Origin of the sequence: Pseudomonas sp. AE27 (assembly GCF_037113495.1) — a bacterium.
Classification (GTDB): Bacteria; Pseudomonadota; Gammaproteobacteria; order Pseudomonadales; family Pseudomonadaceae; genus Aquipseudomonas; species Aquipseudomonas palmensis.
Genome location: NZ_CP146966.1, coordinates 2,269,576 through 2,296,497, shown reverse-complemented (window position 1 = coordinate 2,296,497; position 26,922 = coordinate 2,269,576). Strand labels below are relative to the sequence as shown.

28 protein-coding genes are annotated in these 26,922 nt (G+C 64.7%); 17 read left to right on the top strand and 11 right to left on the bottom strand.

The features are described from left to right. Positions 1-192: 192 nt before the first annotated feature. The 4 genes from galU (at position 193) to ahpF (ending at position 4,948) form a co-directional block, all read left to right on the top strand. Positions 193-1,032: a UTP--glucose-1-phosphate uridylyltransferase GalU gene (galU, locus tag V9K84_RS10390; RefSeq protein ID WP_043861741.1), complete on the top strand. Its 840-nt coding sequence runs from the start codon at positions 193-195 to the stop codon at positions 1,030-1,032. Positions 1,033-1,130: 98 nt separating this feature from the next. Next, positions 1,131-2,486: a glutathione-disulfide reductase gene (gene gorA, locus V9K84_RS10385; RefSeq protein ID WP_088514405.1), complete on the top strand. Its 1,356-nt coding sequence runs from the start codon at positions 1,131-1,133 to the stop codon at positions 2,484-2,486. A 218-nt stretch (positions 2,487-2,704) separates the two neighbouring features. Then, on the top strand, positions 2,705-3,268 hold the full coding sequence (gene ahpC / locus V9K84_RS10380) for an alkyl hydroperoxide reductase subunit C (protein ID WP_043861743.1): 564 nt from the start codon (positions 2,705-2,707) through the stop codon (positions 3,266-3,268). A gap of 117 nt (positions 3,269-3,385) precedes the next feature. Next, positions 3,386-4,948 (top strand): alkyl hydroperoxide reductase subunit F, encoded by a 1,563-nt coding sequence (gene ahpF, locus V9K84_RS10375; protein WP_088514406.1) that lies wholly within the window; start codon positions 3,386-3,388, stop codon positions 4,946-4,948. Between the two features lie 84 nt (positions 4,949-5,032). On the opposite strand, the gene V9K84_RS10370 is transcribed toward ahpF, so the two are convergent. The 3 genes from V9K84_RS10370 to V9K84_RS10360 all read right to left on the bottom strand — a co-directional run bounded on the left by V9K84_RS10370 (position 5,033) and on the right by V9K84_RS10360 (position 6,485). Next, positions 5,033-5,281, bottom strand: a complete 249-nt coding sequence (locus tag V9K84_RS10370) for a hypothetical protein (RefSeq protein WP_088514407.1) — start codon at positions 5,279-5,281, stop codon at positions 5,033-5,035. Positions 5,282-5,384: 103 nt separating this feature from the next. Beyond that, positions 5,385-5,906 carry a lactoylglutathione lyase gene (gene gloA, locus V9K84_RS10365; RefSeq protein WP_043861746.1) on the bottom strand — a complete coding sequence of 174 codons (522 nt, stop codon included), beginning with the start codon at positions 5,904-5,906 and terminating at the stop codon, positions 5,385-5,387. A 219-nt stretch (positions 5,907-6,125) separates the two neighbouring features. Beyond that, positions 6,126-6,485 (bottom strand): histone-like nucleoid-structuring protein, MvaT/MvaU family, encoded by a 360-nt coding sequence (locus V9K84_RS10360; RefSeq protein ID WP_043861747.1) that lies wholly within the window; start codon positions 6,483-6,485, stop codon positions 6,126-6,128. Between the two features lie 357 nt (positions 6,486-6,842). Between V9K84_RS10360 and V9K84_RS10355 the strand changes: the two genes are divergently transcribed. Together V9K84_RS10355 and cobF are read left to right on the top strand one after the other, a co-directional pair. Beyond that, on the top strand, positions 6,843-8,132 hold the full coding sequence (locus V9K84_RS10355) for an OprD family porin (RefSeq protein WP_054914311.1): 1,290 nt from the start codon (positions 6,843-6,845) through the stop codon (positions 8,130-8,132). 65 nt (positions 8,133-8,197) lie between these two features. Then, positions 8,198-8,935, top strand: a complete 738-nt coding sequence (gene cobF, locus V9K84_RS10350; RefSeq protein ID WP_088514408.1) for a precorrin-6A synthase (deacetylating) — start codon at positions 8,198-8,200, stop codon at positions 8,933-8,935. On the opposite strand, the gene V9K84_RS10345 is transcribed toward cobF, so the two are convergent. Both V9K84_RS10345 and V9K84_RS10340 read right to left on the bottom strand, forming a co-directional pair. Then, positions 8,904-10,217 (bottom strand): glycosyltransferase, encoded by a 1,314-nt coding sequence (locus tag V9K84_RS10345; protein WP_054914312.1) that lies wholly within the window; start codon positions 10,215-10,217, stop codon positions 8,904-8,906. The genes cobF and V9K84_RS10345 overlap by 32 nt on opposite strands. 118 nt (positions 10,218-10,335) lie before the next feature. Beyond that, entirely contained in the window at positions 10,336-10,695 is a 360-nt protein-coding gene (locus V9K84_RS10340; protein ID WP_088514409.1) for a response regulator, read from the bottom strand. Positions 10,696-10,964: 269 nt separating this feature from the next. Here V9K84_RS10340 and V9K84_RS10335 point away from each other — a divergent pair, with 269 nt between their 5' ends. From V9K84_RS10335 to V9K84_RS10315, 5 genes are read left to right on the top strand one after another with little or no spacing between them, the layout of a single operon-like run. Then, positions 10,965-14,456, top strand: coding sequence for a response regulator (locus tag V9K84_RS10335; RefSeq protein WP_088514410.1), 3,492 nt, complete (start codon positions 10,965-10,967; stop codon positions 14,454-14,456). Next, positions 14,453-15,274, top strand: coding sequence for a protein-glutamate O-methyltransferase CheR (locus V9K84_RS10330; RefSeq protein WP_043861753.1), 822 nt, complete (start codon positions 14,453-14,455; stop codon positions 15,272-15,274). Before V9K84_RS10335 ends, V9K84_RS10330 begins: the two co-directional genes overlap by 4 nt. Further along, the gene (locus V9K84_RS10325) at positions 15,271-15,846 is read left to right on the top strand and encodes a chemotaxis protein CheB (RefSeq protein ID WP_338794335.1); all 576 of its coding nucleotides are present in this window, start codon (positions 15,271-15,273) and stop codon (positions 15,844-15,846) included. Before V9K84_RS10330 ends, V9K84_RS10325 begins: the two co-directional genes overlap by 4 nt. Next, on the top strand, positions 15,840-17,066 hold the full coding sequence (locus tag V9K84_RS10320; RefSeq protein ID WP_043861755.1) for a hybrid sensor histidine kinase/response regulator: 1,227 nt from the start codon (positions 15,840-15,842) through the stop codon (positions 17,064-17,066). Before V9K84_RS10325 ends, V9K84_RS10320 begins: the two co-directional genes overlap by 7 nt. Positions 17,067-17,121: 55 nt before the next feature. After that, a complete protein-coding gene (locus V9K84_RS10315) occupies positions 17,122-17,499 on the top strand; it encodes a response regulator (RefSeq protein ID WP_043861756.1) in 378 nt (125 codons plus the stop codon). A gap of 19 nt (positions 17,500-17,518) precedes the next feature. On the opposite strand, the gene V9K84_RS10310 is transcribed toward V9K84_RS10315, so the two are convergent. The 3 genes from V9K84_RS10310 to V9K84_RS10300 are packed head-to-tail and all read right to left on the bottom strand — an operon-like array spanning position 17,519 to position 20,180. Further along, a complete protein-coding gene (locus V9K84_RS10310) occupies positions 17,519-18,124 on the bottom strand; it encodes a TetR/AcrR family transcriptional regulator (RefSeq protein WP_043861757.1) in 606 nt (201 codons plus the stop codon). 9 nt (positions 18,125-18,133) lie between these two features. Beyond that, on the bottom strand, positions 18,134-18,982 hold the full coding sequence (locus V9K84_RS10305; protein ID WP_088514411.1) for a 3-hydroxybutyryl-CoA dehydrogenase: 849 nt from the start codon (positions 18,980-18,982) through the stop codon (positions 18,134-18,136). Between the two features lie 13 nt (positions 18,983-18,995). After that, positions 18,996-20,180: an acetyl-CoA C-acyltransferase family protein gene (locus V9K84_RS10300; protein WP_043861759.1), complete on the bottom strand. Its 1,185-nt coding sequence runs from the start codon at positions 20,178-20,180 to the stop codon at positions 18,996-18,998. A gap of 180 nt (positions 20,181-20,360) precedes the next feature. On the opposite strand from V9K84_RS10300, the gene V9K84_RS10295 reads away from it, so the two are divergent. Continuing rightward, the gene (locus tag V9K84_RS10295; RefSeq protein ID WP_058540352.1) at positions 20,361-21,371 is read left to right on the top strand and encodes an AraC family transcriptional regulator; all 1,011 of its coding nucleotides are present in this window, start codon (positions 20,361-20,363) and stop codon (positions 21,369-21,371) included. Here the strand turns inward: V9K84_RS10295 and V9K84_RS10290 are convergent. Continuing rightward, positions 21,313-22,236: a LysR substrate-binding domain-containing protein gene (locus V9K84_RS10290; protein ID WP_088514412.1), complete on the bottom strand. Its 924-nt coding sequence runs from the start codon at positions 22,234-22,236 to the stop codon at positions 21,313-21,315. The two genes, V9K84_RS10295 and V9K84_RS10290, sit on opposite strands and share 59 nt — an antisense overlap. A 113-nt stretch (positions 22,237-22,349) precedes the next feature. Here V9K84_RS10290 and V9K84_RS10285 point away from each other — a divergent pair, with 113 nt between their 5' ends. The 4 genes from V9K84_RS10285 to V9K84_RS10270 are packed head-to-tail and all read left to right on the top strand — an operon-like array spanning position 22,350 to position 24,981. Continuing rightward, entirely contained in the window at positions 22,350-22,994 is a 645-nt protein-coding gene (locus V9K84_RS10285) for an ankyrin repeat domain-containing protein (RefSeq protein ID WP_043864086.1), read from the top strand. A gap of 19 nt (positions 22,995-23,013) precedes the next feature. After that, on the top strand, positions 23,014-23,469 hold the full coding sequence (locus tag V9K84_RS10280) for a nucleoside deaminase (RefSeq protein WP_054914318.1): 456 nt from the start codon (positions 23,014-23,016) through the stop codon (positions 23,467-23,469). Further along, complete coding sequence (locus V9K84_RS10275) at positions 23,469-24,686, top strand: cyanate transporter (RefSeq protein ID WP_088514413.1); 1,218 nt, start codon at positions 23,469-23,471, stop codon at positions 24,684-24,686. Before V9K84_RS10280 ends, V9K84_RS10275 begins: the two co-directional genes overlap by 1 nt. Before the next feature lie 55 nt (positions 24,687-24,741). Next, positions 24,742-24,981: a DUF2790 domain-containing protein gene (locus tag V9K84_RS10270; RefSeq protein WP_043864083.1), complete on the top strand. Its 240-nt coding sequence runs from the start codon at positions 24,742-24,744 to the stop codon at positions 24,979-24,981. On the opposite strand, the gene dkgB is transcribed toward V9K84_RS10270, so the two are convergent. Further along, positions 24,982-25,785 carry a 2,5-didehydrogluconate reductase DkgB gene (gene dkgB, locus V9K84_RS10265; RefSeq protein WP_088514414.1) on the bottom strand — a complete coding sequence of 268 codons (804 nt, stop codon included), beginning with the start codon at positions 25,783-25,785 and terminating at the stop codon, positions 24,982-24,984. It lies immediately after the preceding gene. A 159-nt stretch (positions 25,786-25,944) separates the two neighbouring features. Between dkgB and V9K84_RS10260 the strand changes: the two genes are divergently transcribed. Further along, positions 25,945-26,565: a TetR/AcrR family transcriptional regulator gene (locus tag V9K84_RS10260; RefSeq protein WP_043864081.1), complete on the top strand. Its 621-nt coding sequence runs from the start codon at positions 25,945-25,947 to the stop codon at positions 26,563-26,565. 98 nt (positions 26,566-26,663) lie between these two features. Here V9K84_RS10260 and V9K84_RS10255 read toward each other — a convergent pair whose 3' ends face one another. Further along, complete coding sequence (locus V9K84_RS10255; protein WP_043864080.1) at positions 26,664-26,882, bottom strand: DUF2970 domain-containing protein; 219 nt, start codon at positions 26,880-26,882, stop codon at positions 26,664-26,666. Positions 26,883-26,922: the final 40 nt, after the last annotated feature.

Here is a 26,922-nt window from a genome sequence, read left to right as displayed (position 1 = left end):
GCTCGCCCATCCGCGTATCCAGGCCTGCCTGCGGGCCTGGATACGCGGATTATTTGCAACCTGCGGGAACTATCTACACTGAGTTTTTCTCTATCATTCATTCGGCCGGGCCACGGGGGCATTGTAAGCGCATCGCCGCCTGATTAGACTGCGCCGAATTTCGTACTGCACAGCCCCTTGTTAAGGACGTTTATGATCAAGAAATGCTTGTTCCCGGCAGCCGGTTACGGCACCCGCTTCCTGCCAGCAACCAAAGCCATGCCAAAGGAAATGCTGCCAGTGGTGAACAAGCCACTGATCCAGTACGGCGTTGAAGAAGCGCTGGACGCTGGGTTGAACGAAATCTCCATTGTCACCGGCCGCGGCAAGCGCGCTCTGGAAGACCATTTCGACATCAGCTACGAGCTGGAAAACCAGATCAAGGGCACCGACAAGGAAAAGTACCTGGTCGGTATTCGTCGCCTGCTCGACGAGTGCTCGTTCTCCTACACCCGCCAGACCGAAATGAAAGGCCTGGGCCACGCGATCCTGACCGGTCGCCCGCTGATCGGTGACGAGCCGTTTGCCGTGGTGCTGGCCGACGACCTGTGCGTCAACCTCGACGGTGACGGCGTGCTCAAGCAGATGGTCAAGCTGTACAAGCAGTACCGCTGCACCATCGTTGCGATCATGGAAGTCGACCCGCAGGAAACCAGCAAGTACGGCGTGATCGCCGGCGACCTGATCGGCGACGACCTGTACCGTGTACGCAACATGGTCGAGAAGCCAAAGCCGGAAGACGCCCCGTCGAACCTGGCGATCATCGGCCGCTACATCATGACCCCGGACATCTTCAAGCTGATCGAAGAGACCGAGCCGGGCAAGGGCGGTGAAATCCAGATCACCGACGCCCTGATGAAGCAGGCCCAGGACGGCTGCGTGATTGCCTACAAGTTCAAGGGCAAGCGTTTCGACTGCGGTGGCGCCGAGGGTTACATCGACGCGACCAACTTCTGTTTCGAAAACTTCTACAAGACCGGCAAGGCCTACTGAGTTTACTCGGTCGGTTGCGTCACAAAGCCACCTTCGGGTGGCTTTTTTGTTTATGGGCCTGGCTGGCGGTATGCTGGCGGCCTGCCAAGGAGACTGATATGGCCTACGATTTTGATCTGTTCGTGATTGGCGCCGGTTCCGGCGGTGTGCGTGCAGCACGTTTTGCTGCCGGTTTCGGCGCAAAAGTGGCGGTGGTCGAAAGCCGCTACCTGGGCGGCACGTGTGTCAACGTCGGCTGCGTGCCGAAAAAACTGCTGGTGTACGGCGCGCACTTTGCCGATGACTTCGAGCAGGCGGCAGGCTACGGCTGGTCGCTGGAAGATGCACAGTTCGACTGGGCACAGCTGATCGCCAACAAGAACCGTGAAATCGAGCGGCTCAACGGCATCTACCGCAACCTGCTGGTCAACAGTGGTGTGACCTTGCTCGAAGGCCACGGCCGCCTCACCGGGCCCCATGAGGTCGAGGTGGACGGCACGCGCTACAGCGCGAAGAACATCCTGATCGCCACCGGCGGCTGGCCACAGATTCCGGACATCCCCGGGCGCGAGCTGGCCATCAGTTCCAACGAGGCGTTCTACCTCAAGACCTTGCCCAAGCGTGTGCTGGTGGTGGGGGGTGGTTACATCGCGGTGGAGTTCGCCGGAATCTTCCAGGGGCTGGGCGCCAAGACCAGCTTGCTCTACCGGGGCGACCTGTTCCTGCGCGGCTTCGATGGCGCAGTGCGCACGCATCTGAAGGAAGAGCTGGAAAAACGCGGTCTCGACCTGCAGTTCAACAGCGACATCCAGCGTATCGACCAGCAGCCCGATGGCAGCCTCAAGGCGACCCTCAAGGATGGCCGCGAGCTGATTGCCGACTGCGTGTTCTACGCCACCGGCCGGCGCCCCATGCTCGACAACCTGGGGCTTGAGAACACCGAAGTGCAACTGGACAAGCGCGGCTACGTGCAGGTCGATGACCAGTACCAGACCGACGAGCCTTCGATCCTGGCCATTGGCGATGTGATCGGCCGCGTGCAGCTCACTCCGGTGGCCCTGGCCGAAGGCATGGCCGTGGCGCGGCGCCTGTTTAAGCCGGAGCAGTATCGCCCGGTGGATTACCAGAACATCCCGACGGCGGTGTTCAGTCAGCCGCCGATCGGCACCGTGGGCCTGACCGAGGAGCAGGCGCTGGAGGCGGGGCACAAGGTGCAGATCTTCGAAAGCCGCTTCCGGCCAATGAAACTGACCCTCACCGACGTGCAGGAGAAGACCCTGATGAAACTGGTGGTCGATGCCGACACCGACCGCGTGCTGGGCTGTCACATGGTCGGGCCGGATGCCGGCGAGATCATCCAGGGCCTGGGCATCGCGCTCAAGGCCGGGGCGACCAAGCAACAGTTCGACGAAACCATCGGTGTGCACCCGACAGCCGCCGAGGAGTTCGTGACGCTGCGTACGCCTACGCGCTAAGCGGTGCCTCCAGCGCGGGTCAAGCCCGCTCCCACAGCGATTGCAACGGTCTTTGTGGGAGCGGGCTTGGCCCGCGATCGCATCAACATAAATCGTCTATCTGTACTGAGCTTTATAGCCAAAACCAATCGCCAGCATCAGCTTTGCCAATGAGCGCTATCGGCGATGAATGGTTAGGATTCTCCCATCAAGTTTTTCAACCCTGAGGAGAGTCACCGATGCCTATCATCAACAGCCAGGTCAAACCGTTCAACGCTACTGCCTACCACAACGGCGAATTCGTCCCTGTTTCCGAAGCCGACCTGAAGGGCAAGTGGTCCGTGGTGTTCTTCTACCCGGCCGACTTTACCTTCGTGTGCCCGACCGAACTGGGCGACCTGGCCGACAACTACGCTGAATTCAAGAAGCTCGGCGTGGAAATCTACGGTGTGTCGACCGACACCCACTTCACCCACAAAGCCTGGCACGACACCTCGGAAACCATCGGCAAGATCCAGTACCCGCTGATCGGTGACCCGACCCACGTCATCTCGCGCAACTTCGACGTGCTGATCGAAGAAGCCGGCCTGGCCGACCGCGGTACCTTCGTGATCAACCCAGAAGGCCAGATCAAGATCGTCGAACTCAACGACGGCGGTGTAGGCCGTGATGCCAGCGAGCTGCTGCGCAAGGTCAAGGCTGCCCAGTACGTCGCTGCCCACCCAGGCGAAGTCTGCCCGGCCAAGTGGAAAGAAGGCGAAGCTACCCTGGCGCCATCGCTGGACCTGGTCGGCAAGATCTAAGACCGTGAACCAGCCGAGGGCGGGCCACCGCACCTGAAGTCTGTCCCGCCCCGCAAAACGCCCGGGCGACTCTGCCCGGGCGTTGTTTTTTCTACCGTTTGAAAAGGAATCGCCCGTATGTTGGACGCCACGCTTAAAACTCAGTTGAAAGCCTACCTGGAGCGGGTCACCCAGCCGATCGAGATCGTTACCTCCCTCGACGACGGCGCGAAGTCCCGTGAAATGCACGACCTGCTGCGGGAAATCGCCAGCCTGTCGGATCTGATTACCTTGCGCGAGGACGGTGCCGACGCCCGTCGCCCGTCGTTCTCGCTCAATCGCCCGGGGGGCGATATCAGCCTGCGCTTTGCCGGCATCCCCATGGGCCACGAATTCACCTCGCTGGTGCTGGCGCTGCTGCAAGTCGGTGGCCACCCCTCCAAGGCGAGCGCCGAGCTGATCGAACAGGTCGCCGGGCTCAAGGGTGAGTTCAACTTCGAAACCTACTTCTCGCTGTCGTGCCAGAACTGCCCGGACGTGGTGCAGGCGCTGAACCTGATGGCGGTACTCAACCCCAACGTGCGCCATGTGGCCATCGACGGCGCGCTGTTCCAGGCCGAAGTCGAGGCGCGCCAGGTGATGGCAGTGCCCAGCGTCTACCTCAATGGCGAAGTGTTCGGCCAGGGCCGCATGGGCCTGGAGGAGATCGTCGCCAAGCTCGACACCGGCACCAGCGAGCGCCAGGCCGAGAAACTCAACGCCAAGGACGCCTTCGACGTGCTGGTGGTCGGTGGTGGGCCGGCAGGCGCGGCAGCAGCGATCTACGCGGCCCGCAAAGGCATTCGCACCGGCGTGGCTGCCGAGCGCTTCGGCGGGCAGGTGCTGGACACCATGGCCATCGAGAACTTCATCTCCGTGCAGGAGACCGAAGGGCCGAAGCTGGCCATGGCGCTGGAAGAGCACGTCAAGCAGTACGACGTCGACATCATGAACCTGCAGCGCGCCGATGCGCTGGTGCCGGGCCAGGACGGCGCGCTGCACCAGGTGCGCATGGCCAACGGTGCCACGCTCAAGGCCAAGACCGTGATCCTGGCCACCGGCGCACGCTGGCGCGAGATGAACGTGCCGGGCGAAAAGGAGTACCGCAGCCGTGGCGTGGCCTACTGCCCGCACTGCGACGGCCCGCTGTTCAAGGGCAAGCGTGTGGCGGTGATCGGTGGTGGCAACTCCGGTGTGGAGGCGGCCATCGATCTGGCCGGCATCGTCGCCCATGTCACGCTGATCGAGTTCGACAGCCAGTTGCGTGCCGACGCGGTGCTGCAGCGCAAGCTGCACAGCCTGGCCAACGTGACCGTGATCACCAGCGCCTTGACCACCGAAGTGCTGGGCGACGGCCAGAAGGTCAACGGGCTGCGCTACAAGGACCGCAACAGCGACGTGCAGCATGACATCGCGCTGGAAGGGATCTTCGTCCAGATCGGCCTGCTGCCCAACACCGATTGGCTCAAGGGTACCCTCGAGCTGTCGCCCCGTGGCGAGATCATTGTCGATGCGCGGGGCCAGACCAGCGTGCCGGGCGTGTTTGCCGCCGGTGACGTGACCACGGTGCCCTACAAACAGATCGTGATCGCGGTGGGTGAGGGGGCCAAGGCGTCGCTGGCAGCGTTCGACCACCTGATCCGTACCAGCGCTCCAGCCTGAGGCGCATCGCCGGCCTTGCCGGCCTGAGACGGTGCAACAACGCAAAAGCCCTGACAGGTCAGCCTGTCAGGGCTTTTGCGTGGCCTACTTGAACAGCGGCCGGCCCTTGTCCAGCTGCTGGTCGACCAGCGACTTGCCCAGTGCAATCGACGCGCGCTGGGCGTTTTCCAGGTCGGCCAGAAACAGCGGCGCGTGGGCACACAATCGCCGGGTGCTGTGCTTGTCTGGGGAGGTGATGCGGCATCCGACTTCGAACGGCAGGGGAATGCCGGCATGCGGGACCACGTTTGCCGTGACCGTGTAGTTGCGGTGGACACATTCAAGGGTGTGCATGAGCGCTACCTCGCTGTGGTGGCTTCAACCGGTATCAGCTCCGGTATACCACAGCCAGGTGCGCCGGGGCGGCGCGCCGACGAGCGCGCCCCCGGGGCCGCTGTCAGAACTCGGTCGGCTGGATGATCTCTACCCAGTAATCGTCCGGGTCCTTGATGAAGGCCAGGTGCTTCATGCGCCCGTCGCTCAGGCGCTTCTGGAAGTTCACGCCCAGCTGTTCGAAGCGCTCGCAGGCCGCGCGGATGTCCGGTACGGCAATGCAGATATGGCCGAAACCGCGCGGGTCGGTGTTGCCGTTGTGGTAGGCGAACGCGGGATCGTTTTCGGTGCCGTGGTTGTGGGTCAGCTCGAGGATGCCCGGGATCGACTTCATCCACTCGGTACGCTTGGCCGGGTCGGCCGGAATCTGCGCCTTGTCCACCAGCGCCAGGAAGTACAGGCTGAATTCGGCTTCCGGGAAGTCGCGTTTTTCCACGAGGCTGAAGCCCAGAACGCGGGTGTAGAAGTCCAGGGACTTGGCGACGTCCTTGACCCGCAGCATGGTGTGGTTGAACACGAAGTTGTGGGTCGCGGCATCCGGTTGCGCGGTGACGCCGGGGAGGGTGTCGAGGTTTTGCAGGCTCATGGGCACTCCGCAGATAGGGCCGGCGCTTGGCGCGCCAGCAAAACAGTCAGGGAGCAATGATACGGAACTGAAGCGATTGCGCAAACGGTTTGCGCCCCGTCGGCCAGGCCTGACGGGGCGCAAGAATTAGAAGCCCGCCGAAGCGGGCGTATGGGGCGCTAATCCTTTAGCAGTCTTCATCCTGAGCCAGTACATGTGAAAAAAGTGTGAAGCACTGTTTCACTTGCGCAACCAGCTGTCGACTGTCTGTGCGCCGTATTCCTGCTTCCATGCCTTGAGGCCGTGATGATTGCCGCCCTTGGTTTCGATCAGCTCGCCGGTATGCGGGTTTTCATAGACTTTCACCACGCGCGCACGGCGTTGCTTGGGCGCGCTGGCAGGCCGGCGCGTAGTGGCCGCCGGGTCGAGAATATTGATGATGTCGCGCAAGCCCTTGTCATAGGTTTTCATCAGGCTGACAAGTTTCTGCTCGAATTCGATTTCCCGTTTGAGGCCGGCGTCTTTTTTCAGTGCCTCCAGTTGAGCAAGCTGTTCCTGAAGGGCTTTTTCGGCAGCACGAAACTCTGCAAGTCTGGACACTGTCATCTCTCCTGTTGGTCGGTAAGGGCCGTGCGCGGCGCAACCGCTTGAGGCCGCTATTGATGCCGCGTCACCGGGTAGAAAACAAACAACACAGTAAAAAGAGTGTAGTCAATCGCCCTGCGATAAACATCAAACTTTTACGACAACACACTACGGAACTTTCTTATTGCACAGTGCTCGCCACACTAAAGAATTAATTACCGCATCGGCATCTGTTCTAGACCATGGTCCAATGGCCCGTGCCAGAGCGCTTTGGAGACAATAAGCGGTCGCTGCCTAGTTGTGTGCAGCGGCCCTTGCCCAGCCCCGTCGGGGCTGATGGATACCTTGCCTTCGTTCTGGATACTGCTTTTCATGCGTGCCCCAACTCCCTTCATTGCCCAACGCCCGGTGGTCGGCGCGTTGTTGTCCTTCGTTACTGTTTCGGCCCAGGCCAGTGGTTTCCTGCAAGACAGCAGTGTCAACATCGAGGCGCGCAATGTGTATTTCAATCGTGACTTTCGTGACGGTCACACCGCCTCCTCCCAGGGCGCGTCGAAACGTGAAGAGTGGGCGCAGGGTTTCATACTCAACGCGCAGTCCGGGTATACCCAGGGCACCGTGGGCTTTGGTATCGATGCGCTGGGCATGCTGGGTTTCAAACTCGATTCCAGCCCCGCCGACAGCAACAGCGGGCTGCTGCCTTCCAGCGGCCACAACCCGCGCCATTCGGCCGATCAGTACGCAAAACTGGGTGTGGCCGGCAAGGTGCGTTACTCGCAGACCGTATTGAAATACGGTGCCATGCTGCCGGACATGCCGCTGCTCAAGTACAACGACGGGCGCCTGTTGCCCACCATGTTCCATGGCGCGATGCTGACGTCCAGAGAGGTCGACAACCTCACCTTCAGCGCCGCGCGGCTCGACAAGTACACCGCCCGCGATTCGACCGACCAGCAAGACATCCGCGTGCACTGCAAGAACAAGCGCTATGCCTGCGACACCCGCGCCGACCACTTCGACACGGCCGGGCTGGAGTACCGCTTCAACGAGCGCCTGAGCGCGCAGTACCAGGTGGCCAAGCTCGAAAACATCTATCGCCAGCATTTCCTCGGGCTGGTGGCCAGCCAGCCCTTGAGCGTGGGCCGCCTCTCGGCCGACCTGCGCCTGATCAAGAGCGACGACATCGGTCGTGCCCGTGCCGGCGATATCGACCACCGTGCCTTCAGCGCCATGCTTGGCTACAGCCTGGGCGGGCACAAGCTCAGCGCCGGCTGGCAGCGCATGTACGGCGAGAACGCCATGCCGTACCTCGATGGCAGCAACCCCTACCTGGTCAACTACGCCCAGGTCAACGACTTCGCTGCGGCCCAGGAGCGGTCCTGGCAGGTGCGCTACGACTACGACTTCAAGGCAGTAGGGCTCGAAGGCCTGAGCTTCCTGACCCGCTACATCAGCGGCGATCACGTCAAGGTGCCGGGCAGCCCGGCACAGGGCAAGGAATGGGAGCGCGACAGCGAACTCAAGTACCAGGTGCAGAGCGGCACCTTCAAGGACGTCAGCGTGCGCCTGCGCAACTCCACCTACCGCAGCAACTACGAAAAATTCGCCCGCGACATGGATGAGACCCGGGTGATCGTCAGCTACAACTTCTCCGTACTGTAGGCGCAGGCTTTGCCAAGTGGCGCGGGCCGGTCGACAATGGCCGCGCGCCCCTGGGAGAGCTTGCGATGAAACACCTGCTGCTGATTGGAATAGGCCCGGGCAACCCCCGGCAGATCACCCTCGAAGCCATCGACAGCCTGAACCGCGCCGACGTGTTCTTCGTGCTGGACAAGGGCGCCGCCAAGGGCGACCTGCTGCGCCTGCGCAAGGAGCTGCTGGAGCGCCACGTCAACCGGCCCTATCGCCTGGTGCAGGTCGAAGACCCGCAACGCGACGCGGCGGCTGCAGACTACGTCGGTGCCGTGGAGGACTGGCACCGCCAGCGCGCTGCGCTGTATGGGCGCCTGCTGCACGACGAGCTTGCCGAGGGGCAATGCGGCGCGTTCCTGCTGTGGGGCGAGCCGACGCTTTACGACAGCACCCTGCGCATTCTGGAGCGGGTGGCGCAGCCGGCGTTCAGCCTTGAAGTCATCCCCGGCATCAGCAGCGTCCAGGCCCTGGCGGCCGCTCACCGCATTGCACTGAACCGTATCGGCGAGCCGCTGCATATCCTGCCGGGCCGACGCCTGGCTGATGAGTCAGGCATCGACAACGTGGTGGTGATGCTGGACGGGCAATGCGCCTTTGCCGAACTGGACGATCCGCACCTGCACATCTATTGGGGCGCCTACCTGGGCACTGCCGACGAGCTGCTGATCGAGGGGCCGCTGATGCAGGTCAAGGCGCAGATCCTGGCGCAGCGCGAGCAGGCCCGCGCGCGCAAGGGCTGGATCATGGACACGTATCTGCTGCGCCGCCGCTAGGCCGGTTCTTGGCCTCGATCCACTGGGCCATGTACTGGGTGCTCTTGTGGTGATGGTGGCGCAGCATGGCCCCGGTGAAGTTGTACAGGCGCTGTTCATCCAGGTGCGCCAGCGTGTGTTCGATGCGCTGCACCAGGGCCTGGCCGTGCCAGCGCCTGTCGTAGCGGGCGCTCAGCAGCTGGCGCCCGTCGCGCTGGGCCTGCTCCCAGCGCGGTTGCTCGCTGTAGAGCCGCGCCGCGGCATCGGCCAACCCTTCGGCGGTGTCGGCCACCAGGCCTGGCCAGGGCAGGTCGCCGTGCATGGCCTCGGCGCCAATCGGGGTGGTCACGCTGGGCGTGCCGCACAGCATCGCATCGGTCAGCTTGCCCTTGATGCCGGCGCCAAAGCGCAGCGGGGCCAGGCACACCCGTGCGCCGCTCATCACCTGCAGGGCGTCCTCAGCCCAGTTCATCACGTGAAATCCTTCGGCAGCATTGTGCAGCGCGGTGGCCTTGGGCGGCGTGTAGGCACCATAGATGTGCAACTGCGCCTTGGGCAGGCGACGGCGGATCATCGGCCACAGGCTGTGCTTCATCCACAGCACCGCATCCCAGTTCGGCGCGTGGCGGAAGTTGCCGATGCTGAGAAAGTGCTCGCGTTCCGCGAACGGCCTGAAGGCTTCGGTGGGCGGCGCCAGCATCAGCGGGCACCAGTGCAGCAACGCCTCGGGCACGCCGAAGCCATTGACCAGCAGGTCTATCTCGACATCCGAGATCATCAGGCTCAGGTCGCTGCGGTAGATCGCCGCCAGTTCGCGCTGGGCCAGGTCGGCACCGGCCATCTGGCGATACAGATCGGGGCCCGAGGTGTTGAACAGCGCGCGAAAGTCGTTGCTGTCCAGGCCCTCGGCCAGGCGCCGGCGCAGCAACTGATGACGGGCATCGCGCAGGCTCTGCAGGTCGGAGGTCTCGAGCACGCGCAGGGCCGCCGGGCAATGCTTCTCGACGCGCCAGCCGAACTGCTCCTCCATCATGAAGCGATCGAACAGCACCACGTCGGGGGCAAGGTCGGCGATGAAACGGTCGAAACTGGCGTTGTTCAGCTCGATGGCCTGCTCGGCGATGCCCAGGCTCGCGAGGTCGGCCTTGTGTTCGCCGATGGCTGCGGGGCTGCTGAAGGTGATGCGCCAGCCGCGCTCCAGAAAACACTCCAGCAGCTGCATCATGTGCCCGCCGGCGGCCGAAGAGCGGGGTTCGGGCCAGACATAGCCGATGACCAGTACGTGGAGGGCGGTTGGGTGCATGGGGAGGGCGGGCCTTTGGGCAAAAAAGGCGTATTAAACCAGAATCCAGGCCACCCGTTTCGGCCTCTTCGGCGGCAGGCCGGCTCCCGCAGGTAAAGCGGTGCGGGAGCTGGCGCGCCTAGAGGGCCAGAATCGAGGTCACCTTGTCGCGCAGCTGGTCGATGCTGAACGGCTTGCCGATCATGTGCATGCCCTCGGGCACATCGAAGCTGTCGGCATAGCCACTGGCGAACAGGATGGGCAACAGCGGCCGCAGTTCGCGGGCCTTGCCCGCCAGTTGCTTGCCGTCCATGTCGGGCAAGCCGACATCGGTCATCATCAGGGCAAGGGGTTTGTCCGGGTTGCCCAGCACTTGCAGCGCTTCTTCGGCATCTTTGGCCTCCACCACCTGGTAACCCAGTTCATCGAGCACATCCACCATCAGCATGCGCACGATGGTGTCGTCTTCGACGACCAGAAGAGGGTGATTATCGGGCATGGCAGGATCCTGTGAAAATGGGTGACACACTATCTGTAAACAGCACGCGGTGCTTAGTTCCCTGGATCGTCAAACGTACCAGCCAGTGAGCATAGCGGGCTCTGGCCAAACAGGGAACGTTTGGCGCAGCACTGGCTCAAATACGGGCTCGATGCCCGGCCAACACGGGCACGGCGCCACGCTGCGGGCATTGAACTGGCGGAAAACTGGAACAATTGCTCGAAAATCCGTCACACTCTTTCGTTCGTCTACTTGCTCGGGCCTTTCCAATGAGTCAACCAGCCTCGACCGATCAGCAGAGCTTTCGCAAGCTGCTGAGCCGCAACATCGGCCTGCCCCTGGGGGTCGGTCTGATCAGTGCGGTGGTTTTCGTCGCCGTGATTGCCTACCTGCTGTCGGTCATCCAGTGGGTCGCCCACACCGACCGGGTGATCAACAACGCCAACGAGGCGGTCAAGCTGTCCATCGACATGGAAACCGGCATGCGCGGGTTCCTGCTCACCGGCGACGAGCAGTTCCTCGACCCCTATGAAGTGGCCAAGCCACGCATACAGGCCGAACTCGAGACGCTCAAGCAACTGGTGGCCGACAACCCGCAGCAGGTCGACCGCCTGAGCCGCCTGCAAGCCCTGCAGGCCGCCTGGAACAACTTCGGCAAGGACATGATCGCCCTGCGCCGCGCCAATGACGACTACCGCACGCCCATCAAGCTCGGTCAGGGCAAGCGCCTGACCGACGAGATCCGCAAGGAGTTCGACGATTTCGTCGCGATGGAGCAACAGCTGCGTCTTGCCCGCAACGATCAGGTCGGCAACACCACGAAGTGGTCCATTTCCCTTTACCTGGCCTTCGTGGTGCTGCTCAGCGCATTGCTGGCCTATATCGGCCGCCGCGACCTGCTCAACCTGTCCAGCAACTACGCGGCCAACCTGGAGGCCCAGCAGCGCGCTGCCGAGCGCCTCGAACAGCAGGCCTGGCAGCGCGCCGGGCAATCGCGTCTGGCCGAGCAGGTGCTGGGGCAACTGACCCTGCCGATGCTGGGCAACAACATCCTGCAGTTCTTCGCCCATTACCTGGGCAGCGTGGTGGCGGCCGTGTACGTGCGCGACGAGCATGGCAGCCTGCGCCGCGTGGCCAGCTACGGCTTCTCCCGCGAGCAGCAGGGGCAGGAGCAGGTCGTCGGCGCCCAGGAGGGCATCCTTGCCCAGGCCGTGGCGCAACGTCGCCTGATGCGCCTGGACGAGGTGCCGCAGGACTACTTCAAGGTCAGCTCCGGGCTGGGCGAGGGGTGCCCGCGCAACGTGCTGGTGATTCCGGCGATCAACGACGGCCAGGTCAATGGCGTGGTCGAGCTGGGCTTTCTGCGCGCAGTGGAGGACCGCGACATCGAGTTTCTCGAGCGGTTGGCCGACAACCTGGGCACCTCCATCGAGAGTGCGCGCTATCGCCAGCGCCTGCAGGAAGTGCTGGCCGAAACCCAGCAGCTCAACGAAGAGCTGCAGGTGCAGCAGGAAGAGCTCAAGACCGCCAACGAAGAGCTCGAGGAACAGTCCCGGGTGCTCAAGGAGTCCCAGGCCCATCTGGAGACGCAGCAGGCCGAGCTGGAGCAGACCAACGAGCAACTGGCCGAGCGTACCGACGCGCTGGCCGAGCAGCGCGATGCGCTGGACCGCAAGAACGGCGAGCTGAACCGGGTGCAGGTCGAGTTGCAGGAGCGTGCAGAGGAACTGCAGCGCTCGAGCAAGTACAAGTCCGAATTCCTCGCCAACATGTCCCACGAGCTGCGCACCCCGCTCAACAGCTCGCTGATCCTGGCCAAGCTGCTGGCCGAGAACCCGCAGGACAACCTCAGCGCCGAGCAGGTCAAGTTCGCCGAGTCGATCTATTCGGCCGGCAACGACCTGCTCAACCTGATCAACGACATTCTCGACATCGCCAAGGTCGAGGCCGGCAAGCTCGATGTACGCGCCGAAACCACCCACATCAGCCGCATGGCCGAAGGCCTGCGCAGCCTGTTCGAGCCGCTGGCGCAGCAGAAGCAGCTGGCCTTCAGCGTCACCGTAGAGCCGCAGGTGCCGGCCACCCTGTTCACCGATCGACAGCGCCTGGAGCAGATCCTCAAGAACCTGCTGTCCAACGCACTGAAGTTCACCGAGCGCGGCCAGGTGGCGCTGACCATCGGCTACCAGGCCGGCACCGGCATCGTGTTCTCGGTGCGCGACAGTGGCATCGGCATTGCCGACGACCAGCAGCAGAGCATCTTCGAAGCCTTCCACCAGGCCGACGGCACCACCAACCGGCGCTACGGCGGCACGGGCCTGGGGCTGTCGATTTCCCGTGACCTGGCGCAGTTGCTGGGCGGCCAGATCCGTGTCGAAAGCCAACTGGGCCAGGGCAGCGTGTTCAGCCTGATACTGCCCGAGTCGTACGAGCCGAGCGTCGAGGCGCAGCCGCTGGCACTGGTGGCCCGCGCCGCCGCGCCGTTGCCCGTGGCGGCCCCCGTCGTGCTGCCGGCCGCCGAAGCCCCGCGTCCGGCGGCCAGCTTCGCCGACGACCGTCACCTGGCACCGTTCAGCAACCGCTGCATCCTGGTGATCGAGGACGAGCCCAACTTTGCCCGCATCCTCTTCGACCTGGCCCACGAGCTGGGCTACAGCTGCCTGGTGGCCCAGGCCGCCGACGAAGGCTTCGAACTGGCGGCCAGCTACATCCCCGACGCCATCCTGCTGGACATGCGCCTGCCCGACCATTCCGGCCTAACCGTGCTGCAGCGGCTCAAGGAGCAGGCGTCCACCCGGCACATACCGGTGCACATCATCTCGGTCGAGGACCGTGTCGAGGCGGCCATGCACATGGGCGCGATCGGCTATGCGGTCAAGCCCACCAGCCGCGAGGAGCTCAAGGCCGTGTTCGGCCGCCTGGAAGCCAAGCTGACCCAGAAGCTCAAGCACATCCTGCTGGTGGAAGACGATGACCTGCAGCGCGAAAGCATCGCCCGCCTGATCGGCGACGAAGACATCAAGATCACCGCGGTGGGCATGGCTCAGGAAGCCCTGGAGCTGCTGCGCGAGAACATCTACGACTGCATGATCATCGACCTCAAGCTGCCCGACATGCTCGGCAACGAGCTGCTCAAGCGCATGACCGCCGACGATATCCGCTCGTTCCCGCCGGTGATCGTCTACACCGGGCGCAACCTGACCCGCGACGAAGAGGCCGACCTGCTCAAGTACTCGCGCTCGATCATCATCAAGGGCGCGCGTTCACCCGAGCGGTTGCTGGATGAAGTCACGCTGTTTCTGCACAAAGTCGAGTCGACGCTGTCCCATGAACGTCAGCGCATGCTCAAGACCGCGCGCAGCCGCGACAAGGTGTTCGAGGGGCGCAAGATCCTGCTGGTGGACGACGACGTGCGCAACATCTTCGCCCTCACCAGTGCGTTGGAGCACAAGGGCGCGATCGTGGAGATCGGTCGCAATGGCCGCGAGGCCATCGAAAAACTCGAGCAGGTCAGCGATATCGACCTGGTGCTGATGGACGTGATGATGCCGGAGATGGACGGCTACGAAGCCACCCGGCGCATTCGCAAGGACCCGCGCTGGCGCAAGCTGCCGATCATCGCCGTCACCGCCAAGGCCATGAAGGATGACCAGGAGCGCTGCCTGCAGGCCGGCGCCAACGACTACCTGGCCAAGCCGATAGAGCTGGACCGGCTGTTCTCCCTGATTCGGGTATGGCTGCCGCAACTGGAGCGAATTTGAGTATCGAACGTAACACCGACATTGAAATCCGGCTGCTGATCGAGGCGATCTACCTCAAGTACAGCTACGACTTTCGCGACTATTCCGGCGCTTCGATCAAGCGCCGGGTGCTGCATGCCGTGCGCCAGTTCGAATGTGCCACGGTGTCGGCCCTGCAGGAACGGGTGCTGCACGACCCGAGTGTGTTCATGCAGTTGCTGCAGTACCTCACCATACCGGTGAGCGAGATGTTTCGCGACCCTGGTCACTTCCTCGCGCTGCGCGAGGAGGTGGTGCCGCACCTCAAGACCTGGCCCTCGATCAAGATCTGGATTGCCGGCTGCAGCACGGGCGAGGAGGTCTACTCCATGGCCATCCTGCTGCGCGAAGAAGGGTTGCTCGAACGCACCATCATCTACGCCACCGACATCAACCCCAGTTCGCTGGAAAAGGCCAAGCAGGGCATCTACTCGATGCAGAACATGCGCGAGTACACCGAGAACTACCAGAAGGCCGGCGGGCGCCGGGCCTTCAGCGACTACTACACTGCCGCCTATGGCAACGCGATCATCGACAGCAGCCTGCGCGAAAACGTGACCTTCGCCGACCACAGCCTGGCCACCGACAGCGTGTTCTCCGAAACCCAGCTGATCTCGTGCCGCAACGTGCTCATCTACTTCAACAAGACCCTGCAGGACCGGGCCTTCGGCCTGTTTCACGACTCGCTGTGCCACCGTGGCTTTCTGGTGCTGGGCAGCAAGGAAACCCTGGATTTTTCCGCTTACGCCAACCGCTTCGACGCGCTGGTCAAGCCAGAACGGATCTACCGAAAGTCATGAAAGGCACCGATGCGATCGTGGTGGGGGCTTCAGCCGGGGGCGTGTCGGCGCTGCTCACGGTGTTTGCCGCCTTGCCCGCCGACTACGCCATTGCGCTGCTGTGCGTGCTGCACCTGCCCGACGACCGCCACAGCCAGCTGGCCGAAGTCTTCAGCCGCCGCTTGCAGCGCCCCGTGCAGGAGGCCCGCGACAAGGAAAGCGTGGTGCCGGGCATGATCTACGTGGCCGGCCCCGGCTATCACCTGTCGGTGGAGCGTGACCGCAGCCTGTCCCTGAGCCAGGAGGCCCGCGTGCACTTTTCCCGGCCCTCGATCGACATCCTCTTCGAGTCGGCCGCCGATGCCTATGGCGACGGCCTGGTCGGCGTGTTGCTGACCGGCGCCAACGAAGACGGTGCGCGCGGGCTGGCGCGCATCAAGGAGCACGGCGGTACTACCCTGATTCAAGACCCGCATGAGGCGCAAGTCGCGGTCATGCCCGAGGCGGCGCTGGCGCTGCACCGGCCCGACCACATACTCCCATTGAATGGCATCGGGCAATTGCTCGCCAAGCTGGAACCACGTGCATGCTAAGCCATATCCAAGCAAACCTGCTGATCGTCGACGACCTGCCGGAAAACCTGCTGGCGCTCGAGGCGCTGATCAAGGGGCCGGACCGCAACGTGTACCAGGCGCAATCGGCCGACCATGCGTTGTCGCTGTTGCTCGAGCACGAGTTCGCGCTGGCCATCCTCGACGTCCAGATGCCCGGAATGAACGGTTTCGAACTGGCCGAGATGATGCGCGGTACGGAAAAGACCAAGAACATTCCCATCGTGTTCGTGAGCGCTGCGGCGCGCGAGATGAACTACGCCTTCAAGGGCTACGAGAGCGGCGCGGTGGACTTCCTGCACAAGCCGCTGGACACCCAGGCGGTGAAGAGCAAGGTGGCGGTGTTCATCGACCTGTACCGCCAGCGCAAGGCCCTCGGCCAGCAGCTGGAGGCCCTGGAGCGCAGCCGCCAGGAGCAGGAGCTGCTGCTGGCGCAGCTGCAGGTCACGCGCAGCGAGCTGGAGCACGCGGTACGCATGCGCGACGACTTCATGTCGATCGTCTCCCACGAGGTGCGCACACCGCTCAACGGTCTGATACTGGAGACCCAGCTGCGCAAGCTGCACCTGGCGCGCAACAACGCCGATGCCTTCACCCTGGACAAGATGCACGCCATGGTCGAGCGTGACGAGCGCCAGATCAACAGCCTGATCCGGCTGATCGAAGACATGCTCGACGTGTCGCGCATCCGTACCGGCAAGCTGTCGATCCGGCCCGCATCGTTCGACCTGTGCCAGCTGGTCAGCGGCCTGGTCGAGAACTTCGCCGCCCAGGCGGCTGCGGTCGACTCGAGCATCAGCCTGCAGGCCGGCGCCGAACTGGTCGGCTACTGGGACGAGTTTCGTATCGAGCAGGTGATCGCCAACCTGCTCACCAACGCCCTGCGCTATGGCGCCAAGTCGCCGGTGCAGGTGCGCGTGTTCGAGGAACAGGGCATGGCCTGCGTGCAGGTGCGCGACCATGGCATCGGCATCAGTGCCGAGAACCAGCAGCGCATCTTCCAGCAGTTCGAGCGGGTATGCTCCAACCAGAGCAGTGCCGGCCTGGGGCTGGGCCTGTATATTTCCGAACAGATCGTGCTGGCCCATGGCGGCAGCATCACGGTCAGCAGTACCGAGGGCCAGGGCGCGACATTCAGCGTGCGCCTGCCACTGGTACGCAGCCCGCAAGAAAGTGGCGCGCAGCAGGCAACCTCTGCGTGAGGCCGGGGTCGTATAGCGATCCCCCATGAATCAAATACGAGTTGAAGGCATTGGCATGAGTGAAGATGCGCAAGATGTAGTACTGGTCGTCGAAGACGAACCGGTCATTCGCATGATCCTGAAGGACTATCTTCAAGGCGAGGGCTATCACGTGCTGGTGGCCGAAGATGGCGAGCAGGCATTCAAGATCCTGGCCAGCAAGCCGCACCTGGACCTTATCGTGACCGACTTCCGCCTGCCGGGCGGCATTTCAGGGGTACAGATCGCCGAACCTGCGGTCAAGCTGCGCCCGGACCTGAAGGTGATCTTCATCAGTGGCTACCCGGCGGAGATCCGCGAGTCGGGCAGCCCGATCGCGTTCAAGGCACCGATCCTGGCCAAGCCGTTCGACCTGGACAGCCTGCGCGACCAGATTCAGGAACTCCTGAAATAGGCCTGACGTTGGCGTGAGTTCAAGCGGCAGCGTCCAGCGCACCGGTCTGCAGGGTGCGCTCTATCGCCCCCAGCAGCATGTTTTCCATCAGCGCCAGGCGTTGTGGCTGCCCCAGCGGTGAGGCCTGCAACCAGCCGGGCAGGCTGTTGAGCAGCGTGGCGATGACATGGCCGGTCGCCTCCCGGGCCGGCGGCGGCAGGGCCGCGTGAGGGGCGATCAACTGTAACAGGCGGGTTTCGTATTCACGGCGCAGCTGGGCGATGCGTGCCTGTTGTTCCTCGCTCAGGCAGCACAGGTCACGTTCGGCCAGGCGAAACTGCAACGGGCGCTCGGCATGCAGCGCCCAGTGTGCCTTTATCACCCGGCTCAACGCCGTGGCCTCGGGCTTGCCGCGCCCACGGGGCTGCAGGGTGGCCAGCAACTCCTCGAACAGCTCTTCGATCAGGTCGAACAGCAGGTGCTGCTTGCTCGGGAAGTGGTGATACAGCGAGCCCGCCGTCAGCCCCAGGTGGCTGGCCAGTTCACGCATGCTGACCTGGCCGAACCCCTTGACTGCAAAGAGTTCGAGTGCCTTGTCCCGACGTTCTTCAAAGTTGGCGCAACGTTCGGCGCAGGTCTGCGGCATGCCCGTACCTCAGTAGGTGAAGAAGCCGCGGCCGCTCTTGCGCCCCAGGTAGCCGGCGGCGACCATTTCCTTGAGCAGGGCAGCGGGGCGGTACTTGCTGTCGTTGAAGCCGTCGTGGAACGACTCGATGATCGCCAGCAGCGTGTCCAGGCCGATCAGGTCGGCCAGGGCCAGTGGGCCGATGGGCTGGTTGCAGCCCAGGCGCATGCCGGTGTCGATGTCCTCGGCGCTGGCCAGGCCTTCCTGCAGCACCATGATCGCCTCGTTGATCATCGGCACCAGGATGCGGTTGACCACGAAGCCCGGGCGGTTGCCGGCACTGATGGCGGTCTTGCCCACGCGCTCGGTCAGGGCCATGGCGCTGGCGTAGGTGGTGTCGCTGGTCTGCAGGCCGCGAATGATCTCGACCAGCGCCATCATCGGCACCGGGTTGAAGAAGTGCACGCCGATGAAACGTTCGGGCTGGCTCACCGATGCGCCCAGCTGGGTGATCGACAGCGACGAGGTGTTGGTGGCGATGACGCAGTCGTCGGCCACGCTGGCGGCCACCTGCTGCAGAATCTTCACCTTCAGGGCGAGGTTCTCGGTGGCTGCCTCGATCACCAGCTGCGCGCCCTTGAGCTGCGCGTAGTCGGTGCTGGTGGCGATGCGCGTCAGGGCTGCCTCGGCCTGTTCGGCCTGCAGGGTCTGCTTGCTGACCTGGCGCTCCAGGTTCTTGCGCAGGGTGGCCAGGCCACGCTCCAGCGCGGCCTCGGACACGTCGATCAGGGTGACCCGGTAGCCGGCCACTGCACACACCTGGGCAATCCCGTTGCCCATGGTGCCGGCGCCGATCACGGCGATGTTTTCAATACTCACGGTTAACTCCGACTCAAACACGTTCGAACACGACGGCGATACCCTGACCGCCGCCGATGCACATGGTGGCCAGCGCGTAGCGGCCCTGGATACGTTGCAGCTCATGGATCGCCTTGGTGGCGATGATGGCCCCGGTGGCCCCCACCGGGTGGCCCAGGGAAATGCCCGAGCCGTTGGGGTTGACCTTTTCGGGGTCCAGGCCCAGTTCCCGCGACACGGCGCAGGCCTGGGCAGCGAAGGCTTCGTTGGACTCGATCACGTCCAGGTCGGCGACGCTCAGGCCGGCCTTTTCCAGCACCTTGCGCGTGGCCGGCACCGGGCCCAGGCCCATCAGCTCGGGCTCGACGCCTGCATGTGCATAGGCCACCAGGCGCGCCAGCGGGCGCAAGCCCAGGCGCTCGACCATTTCGCCGGTGGCCAGCACCAGGGCGCCGGCGCCGTCGTTGAGGCCGCTGGCGTTGCCGGCGGTGACGGTGCCGTCCTTCTTGAAGGCAGGCTTCATGCCGGCCAGTTGCTCGGCACTCACATCGCCACGCACATGCTCGTCCACCTCGAAACGTACCGGACCTTTGCGGCTCGGGATCTCGATGGGCACGATCTGGCTGGTGAAGCGGCCTTCGGCGATGGCGCGGGCGGCGCGCTGCTGGCTGGTCAGGGCCACCTCGTCCTGCATCTGGCGGGTGATGCCGTTTTTCGCCGCCACGTTCTCGGCGGTGATGCCCATGTGAAAGCCTTCGAACGGGTCCTGCAGAATGCCCAGCATGTAGTCGACACCCTTCAGGTCACCCATGCGCGCGCCCCAGCGCGCCTGCGGCAGCAGATACGGGCCGCGGCTCATGGATTCGGCGCCGGCGGCAATCACCGCCTCGGCCTCGCCCAGCAGCAGGCTCTGTGCGGCCGAGACGATGGCCTGCAGGCCCGAGCCGCACAGGCGGTTGACGTTGAATGCCGGGGTTTCCTTGGGCACGCCGGCGTTCATCGCGGCCACGCGGCCCAGGTACGCGTCACGCGGCTCGGTGGGGATCACGTTGCCCATGACCATGTGGCCGATCTGTTCGGGGGCAATGCCGGAGCGTTCGATGGCGGCGCGGGTCACCTGGGTGGCCAGGTCGGCCAGGGGCAGGTCCTTGAGCGAGCCGCCGAAGGTGCCGATGGCCGAGCGAACGGCGCTCACTACATAGATTTGCGGGGTGTTCATACGCGACTCCAGTGTGCGAAAGCGTGGCGGGGCGCTGCCTGGCTCTGCCAGAATGGCGCCCGGGGCCACGCTCGGGATGGGTTCGAGTCTAGGCAAAGGTCACGCCTGGGCCTATGCCATAACTGCCCAGCGAGGCTGGCACTTTTTGCCATATTCTTACGCTGCATAGCGGAAACAGTCATGCGGGAAAACGATTCGGTCGCGGTGTACTTCGTGCACATCATGCTGCACACACTGCGCCAACAGCCGGCGCGCGCCAGTGCGTTGCTGGTGCAGGCGGGCATCGACCCGGCGGTGGTGGACGCACCCGATGCACGGGTGCCGGCCAGGGCGTTCGCACGGCTGTGGCTGCTGCTCATTGAAGACCTGGGCGACGAATTCTTCAACCTCGACAGCCACGGCATGCCGCTGGGCAGTTTCGCCCTGATCTGTCGTGGGCTGATCCAGGAGCCGACGCTGGAAAAGGCCTTGCGCCAGTGCCTGAGCAACTTCGGCCTGTTCCTGCGTGACGTGCGCGGGCGCCTGGTGGTGCGTGGGCAGCGTGCGGTGATCAGCCTGGAGTCGCATTTCGACGATGCGCAGACTCGGGTATATGCAGAGGAGACCTTCCTGGTGCTGGTGGTCAGCCTGCTGTGCTGGCTGGGGGGGCGGCGCATCGCCATCGACCGTACCGAACTGCGCGACGGGCGTGCGGTGCTGGAGGACGACGCGTTGCTGTGGGGGCCGAACCTGCAGTTGGGCAGTGGCCGCACCCAGGTCGAGTTCTCGGCGCACTACCTGCGCTTGCCGGTGGTGCAGGACCTGGGTGCGCTCAAGACCTTCCTGCGCAGTGCGCCGCAGTGGCTGGTGGTGCGCTACCGCAACCAGAACGGATTGGCGGCGCGGGTATACCGGCATCTGCGCGGGCGTCAGTACGGGCAGTGGCCAACCTTGCTGGGCATGGCGGCAGCCGAGGGCCTGAGCCCGAGCAGTTTTCGCCGGCAGTTGGAGCGTGAGGGGTGTTCGTACCAGCAGATCAAGGACGAGGTGCGCCGTGCACTGGCGTTCGAATGCTTGCGCGATGGTGTGTTGAGCGTGGCGCAGATTGCCGAGCAGACCGGCTTCCAGGAGCCCAGCGCGTTTCATCGCGCGTTCAAGAAATGGACGGGGGAGAGCCCGGGGAGCTACCGCGCGCGGGTGGCGGGGGAGTAGGGGGCTGGCCCCCTCGACACCCTGCGCGCTGCTCGCACAGGGCCTGCAGCAGCTCGCGCAGCGCCAGGCCATCGGCGTCCAGCCCCTTGCGCCCGTACAACGCCAGCTCCAGGCCCTGGACCGGGGTAAACCCCTGCGCCTCACCCAGCACCCGATGGGTCGGCAACACGCTGCGGGTCGGTATCAGGCTCACGCCCAACCCCGCACTCACCGCCGCCCCCAGGCTGGCCAGACTGGTGCTCGAATAGCTGATACGCCAGCTGCGCCCACGGGCTTCCAGCGCATTGATCATTTCCTGCCGGTACAGCGCCCCCACCGGAAACACCACCAGCGGCACCGGGTCGGCCAGCTGCGTCTGCCCGGCACTGCACACCCACGACAACGGCTCGTGCCAGCCGGCATGGCGGTCGCGGTCCGCGCCCCATTGCTTGACCAGCAGCAGGTCCAGCTCGCCATCACGGTACAGGCGCAGCAGCGGGCTGCTCAGCCCGCTCTCGACCTCCAGGCGCACATGCGGGCGCTCGCCGATGAACCGGCTCAATGGCTCGGTCAGCACTTCCCCAGCCAGGTCTTCCGGCACCCCCAGGCGTAGCGCCCGTTGCGCCTGCACCGGGCTGAACGCCTGGCGCGCCTCTTCGTCCAGGCGCAGCAGGCGCCGGGCATACCCCAGCAGGCGCTCGCCGTCTTCGGTCGGCCACACCTGGCGCTGGCTGCGATCCAGCAGGCGCACCCCCAGGTGCTGCTCCAGCCGGATGATCTGCTGGCTGATGGTCGACTGGGTCAGGTGCAGGCGCTCGGCGGCGCGGGTGAAATTGCCGGTTTCCACCACGGTGACGAAGCTGCGCAGCAGTACGGGGTCAAGCATTCGATTACCCACTGGTATGCATGAAATCAATTAATTTCATGCTACACCCCAAGCCTCGGATAATCCCGCTTCATTGCACCAAAGGAGGCGCCATGTCATTGCTCAGACACTGGATGTACGGGGTTGCCGGGCTGTGCGCCAGCCTCGGCATCGCCGGGGCCGCCGGGGCGGCCGACACCTTGCTCGAAGCGGCCGCCAGCGGCAACCCCACCCGCGTCGGCGCCTTGCTGGCCCAGGGCGCCGACGTCGATCAGCGCGACTCGCGCAACAATACGCCGCTGCTGCTGGCCACCGCCGGAGGGCATGTGGCGGCGGCGCGCCGGTTGATCGACGCCGGCGCTGACGTCAACGCCAGCAACTGGATGCACGACAGCCCGTATCTGCTGGCCGGCGCCGAAGGCCAGTTGCAGATTCTGGAGATGACCCTGGCCCATGGCGCGGACCTCAAGAGCACCAACCGCTATGGCGGCACGGCGCTGATCCCCGCATGCGAGCGCGGCCATGTCGAGGTGGTCGCCCGCCTGCTGGCCGCCGGCGTTGCACCCGACCACGTGAACTCGCTGGGCTGGACCGGGCTGCTCGAAGCCATCCTGCTCAGCGATGGCGGCCCGCGTCACCAGGCCATCGTGCAACTGCTGATCGACGCCGGTGCCGACGTCAACCTTGCCGACCGCCAGGGCGTGACGCCCCTGCAGCACGCCCGGGAACGCGGCCAGCAGCGGATCGTCGAGTTGCTGCTGGCCCACGATGCCCATTGAACCTGACAGGAGCCTGACCATGGCCAACGAACATTTCATGCAGCAAGCGCTGGGGCTGGCCCGGGCGAACATCCAGGCCGGCGGCCGCCCGTTCGCGGCGGTGCTGGTGCACCAGGGCCGGGTGATCGCCGAGGCGGTCAACCAGATCCACCTGACCCAGGACCCGACCGCCCACGCCGAACTGCAGGCCATCCGCCTGGCCAGCCAGGTGCTCGGCAGCCCGCGCCTGGAGGGCTGCGAAATCTACGCCACCGGCCACCCCTGCCCGATGTGCCTGGCCGCCATGCACCTGTGCGGTATCGAGCGCGCCTGGTTCGCCTACAGCAACGAAGACGGCGAGCCCTATGGCCTGTCGACGGCAGCGGTTTACGCGCAGATGGCACGCCCGCCGCAGCAGCAGTCGCTGCCCCTGGCACCCCTGAAGCCAGCCGGCGAGCAGGGCCTGTACGCCGCCTGGCGGCAGGTGCAGGGGTGATGCGCGAGCAGGCTCGCAGTACCTTGCTGCTGTTGCTGGTGGTGGTGATGGCGCTGAACCTGCGCCCCATCCTCACCAGCATCGGCCCATTGCTGGAGGCCATCCGCCAGAGCACCGGCATCGGCTACCAGCAGGCCGCGCTGCTGACCGCCTTGCCCGTGCTGTGCATGGGGCTGGTGCCCTTGCTGCAACCCTGGTTGCGCCGCTGGGTCAGCGAGCAGGGCGCGATGCTCGCCGGGCTGGCCGCCATCGCGCTGGCCTGCGCCTGGCGCCTGACCCTCGACTCCGCCGCTGCGCTGATCGCCAGCGCAGCATTGGCCGGGCTTGGGGTGGCCTGCATTCAGGCGCTGATGCCGGGGCTGGTCAACCGCTGGTTTCCTCACCGCCTGGCCATGGCCATGGGTGTGTATTCGGCAGCCCTGATGAGCGGCGGCGGGGCCGCCGCCGTGCTCGGGCCGCGGGTGGCCGAGCAGTTCTCGCACTGGCAGGCAGGCCTGGGCATCTGGCTGTTGCCGGCCTTGCTGGCGTTCGCGGTATGGGCCTGGGTGCGCCCGCAGCTCGAAGCGGCGGTCGGCGGCGCAGGTGCCAGCGGGCACCTGTTCGGCAGCCGTCGGGCATGGCTGCTGGCGGTCTATTTCGGGCTGATCAATGGCGGCTACACCAGCATGGTGGCGTGGCTGCCGGCCTACTACCAGCAGGTCGGCGGCAGTGCCCAGGGCGGTGGCGAGCTGGTGGGGCTGATGACCGTGTTCCAGGTGGCCGGCGCCCTCGGGCTGCCCTTGCTGCTGCGTCGCCTGGTGGATCGGCGCCCCGGCCTGTGGCTGGCGTTGACCGTGCAACTGGCAGGCTTTGTCGGCCTGCTGCTGGCCCCGGCAATCGCCGGGCTATGGGTGGCCCTGATCGGCTTCGGCCTGGGCGCGTGCTTCAGCCTCAGCCTCACGCTGACCCTCGAACACCTCAAGGCCCCCGCCAGTGCGGGGGCGCTGGCGGCGTTCGTGCAGGGCGTGGGCTTCATCATCACCGGCATCGTGCCTTACGTCACCGGCTGGTTGCGCGACGTCAGCGGCGACTTCCAGGCCTCCTGGCTGCTGCTGAGCGTGACGGTGCTGCTGATGCTGCTGGTGACCTGGCGCTTCGCTCCCAGCGGCTATGCGCAGGCGATGGGCATGCCGTTGATCCGCGAAAGCGACACCAGGGCAGGCATGGCACCACACTGAAAGGGTCGGCGCGCGCCGGTGCCGGGCGTGCCTTCCATTTCACGGGAGAACTGTCATGACGCTGCGAATGCTGCTGCCCCTGGCGCTGTTGCTGGCCGGTGCCGCCCAGGCCCAGACAACCACGGTCTATCAGTACGGCATGCCACTGGACGTGGCGCGCGTGGTGCAACTGGACGAGCCGGCCACCGAGGTCTGCGACGTGGTGAAGGCGTACATGACCTACGTGGACTCTGCCGGCCGGCAGCACACCGTGCAGTACCTGAAACTGGCCAAGGTGTGCACCGACCGCGGTTGATCAGTCCCAGGCGGGTGCAAGCGACTCGGGGTCGACCAGGCGCTCGCCCTTGTCCAGGCCGGCAATCTGCGCCATGTCCTGTTCGCTCAGGCGCAGCTGCGCTGCCTTCAGGTTGCTGGCCAGGTTTTCACGCCGGGTCGAGGAGGGGATCACCGCATAGCCCAGCTGCATCGCCCAGGCCAGGGCCACCTGCGCCGGGGTGGCGCCATGGCGTTCGGCGATCTGCTGGATCAGCGGATCGTGCAGCACCTTGCCATAGCCCAGGGTCATGTAGGAGGTCACCGCGATGCCCTGTTCGTGCATGAAATCCACCAGCGTGCGGTTCTGCAGGTAGGGGTGCAGCTCGAACTGGTTGGTGGCTATCTGTTCGGCGCCCACCACCTCGATGGCCTGACGCAGCAAGGCGATGGTGAAGTTGGACACGCCGATCTGGCGGGTCAGGCCCTGGCGCTTCGCTTCGAGCAGGGCGCCCATGAACTCGGCCACCGGCACGGCGCCCTTGGGCGACGGCCAATGGATCAGGGTCAGGTCCAGATAGTCGGTGCCCAGCTTGTGCAGGCTCTCTTTCAGGCTGGGGATCAGCTTGTCGGCGCCCAGGTTCTCGGTCCAGATCTTGCTGGTCAGGAACAGCTCGTTGCGTGCAACGCCGCTGGCGGCGATGGCGTGCCCGACGTCGGCCTCGTTGCCGTAGATCTGCGCGGTGTCGATGGCCCGATAGCCCAGTTCGAGGGCCTGGCTGACCGAGTCGATGACCACCTGGTCCTTGAGCCGGAAGGTGCCCAGGCCGAGCAGGGGAATAGTCATGGAGTGCGTCCTCTTGTGTGGGATGTAATGCGGTGAGGCGCAGTATCGGACAGCGCACAGCGCTGAAAAACACCGCCCGCGGCACAACTTTTTTGACCGTGCGGCACGAATCGCCCTGGCGGTGGTAGCCTTGCAGGGTCATCCGCAACGGACCCGCCCATGGCCGCGCACAAGCACAGCATTCGCCAACGCAATGTCGACAGCATCCTGCTGGCAGCAGAAAAGGTCTTTGCCGAGAAGGGCTTCGCCGGCACGGCCATGGCCGACATCGCCGAGGCCGCCGCGCTGCCGCGCAGCAACGTGCACTATTACTTCAGCACCAAGGCCGAGCTGTACCAGGCGGTGCTGTTCGGCTTGCTGGAAGTGTGGAAGCAGGACGCCCTGTGCTTCGAGCTCTACGATGACCCGCGCATCGTGCTCAGCACCTATATCCGCGCCAAGATGAACCATTCCTGGACCCGCCCGCACGGCTCCAAGGTGTGGGCGAACGAGATCATCCACGGTGCGCCGCACCTGGGGGCGGCGCTGGATGACAGCCTGTACGGATGGGCCAAGCTCAAGGAGGGCAAGATTCGCCAGTGGGTCGAGGACGGGCGGATTCTGCCGGTGGAGCCCTCGGGGCTGCTGTACATGATCTGGGCCTCGACCCAGCACTACGCCGACTTCAGCCACCAGGTGAACCTGCTCAACGCGCACCAGCCGCTGAGCGAACCGCAGTTCGAGCGGGCGTTGCAGACGGTGACCAGTGTGATACTGCGGGGGATCGGGCTGGAGCCCTGAGGCTGTACCGGCCTTTTCGCCGGCAAGGCCGGCTCCCACAGGGCCACACATGACCTGTAGGAGCCGGCGTTGCCGGCGAAGGCGCCAACACGGTCGCCTCAGCGTGCGGTGAGGTGCATCGCCAGCTGAACCAGCCCTATCAGCACCAGGATGAACACCAGCGTGAAGGCCGTGCCCAGCGCAATGAAGTGCGCGGGCTTGCCGTGGGTGAAGTCGCGGGCGCGGTTCTTGCCGGTCTGCACGCCAAAGGCTGCAGCCAGCACGCTGTGCAGCATTTGCCAGAAGGTCGGCGGTTTGTGTTCGGCCGGGTCTTCCATGATCTGCTCCTGTAAAAGGCTTCAGCTCAGTGTAGACCCT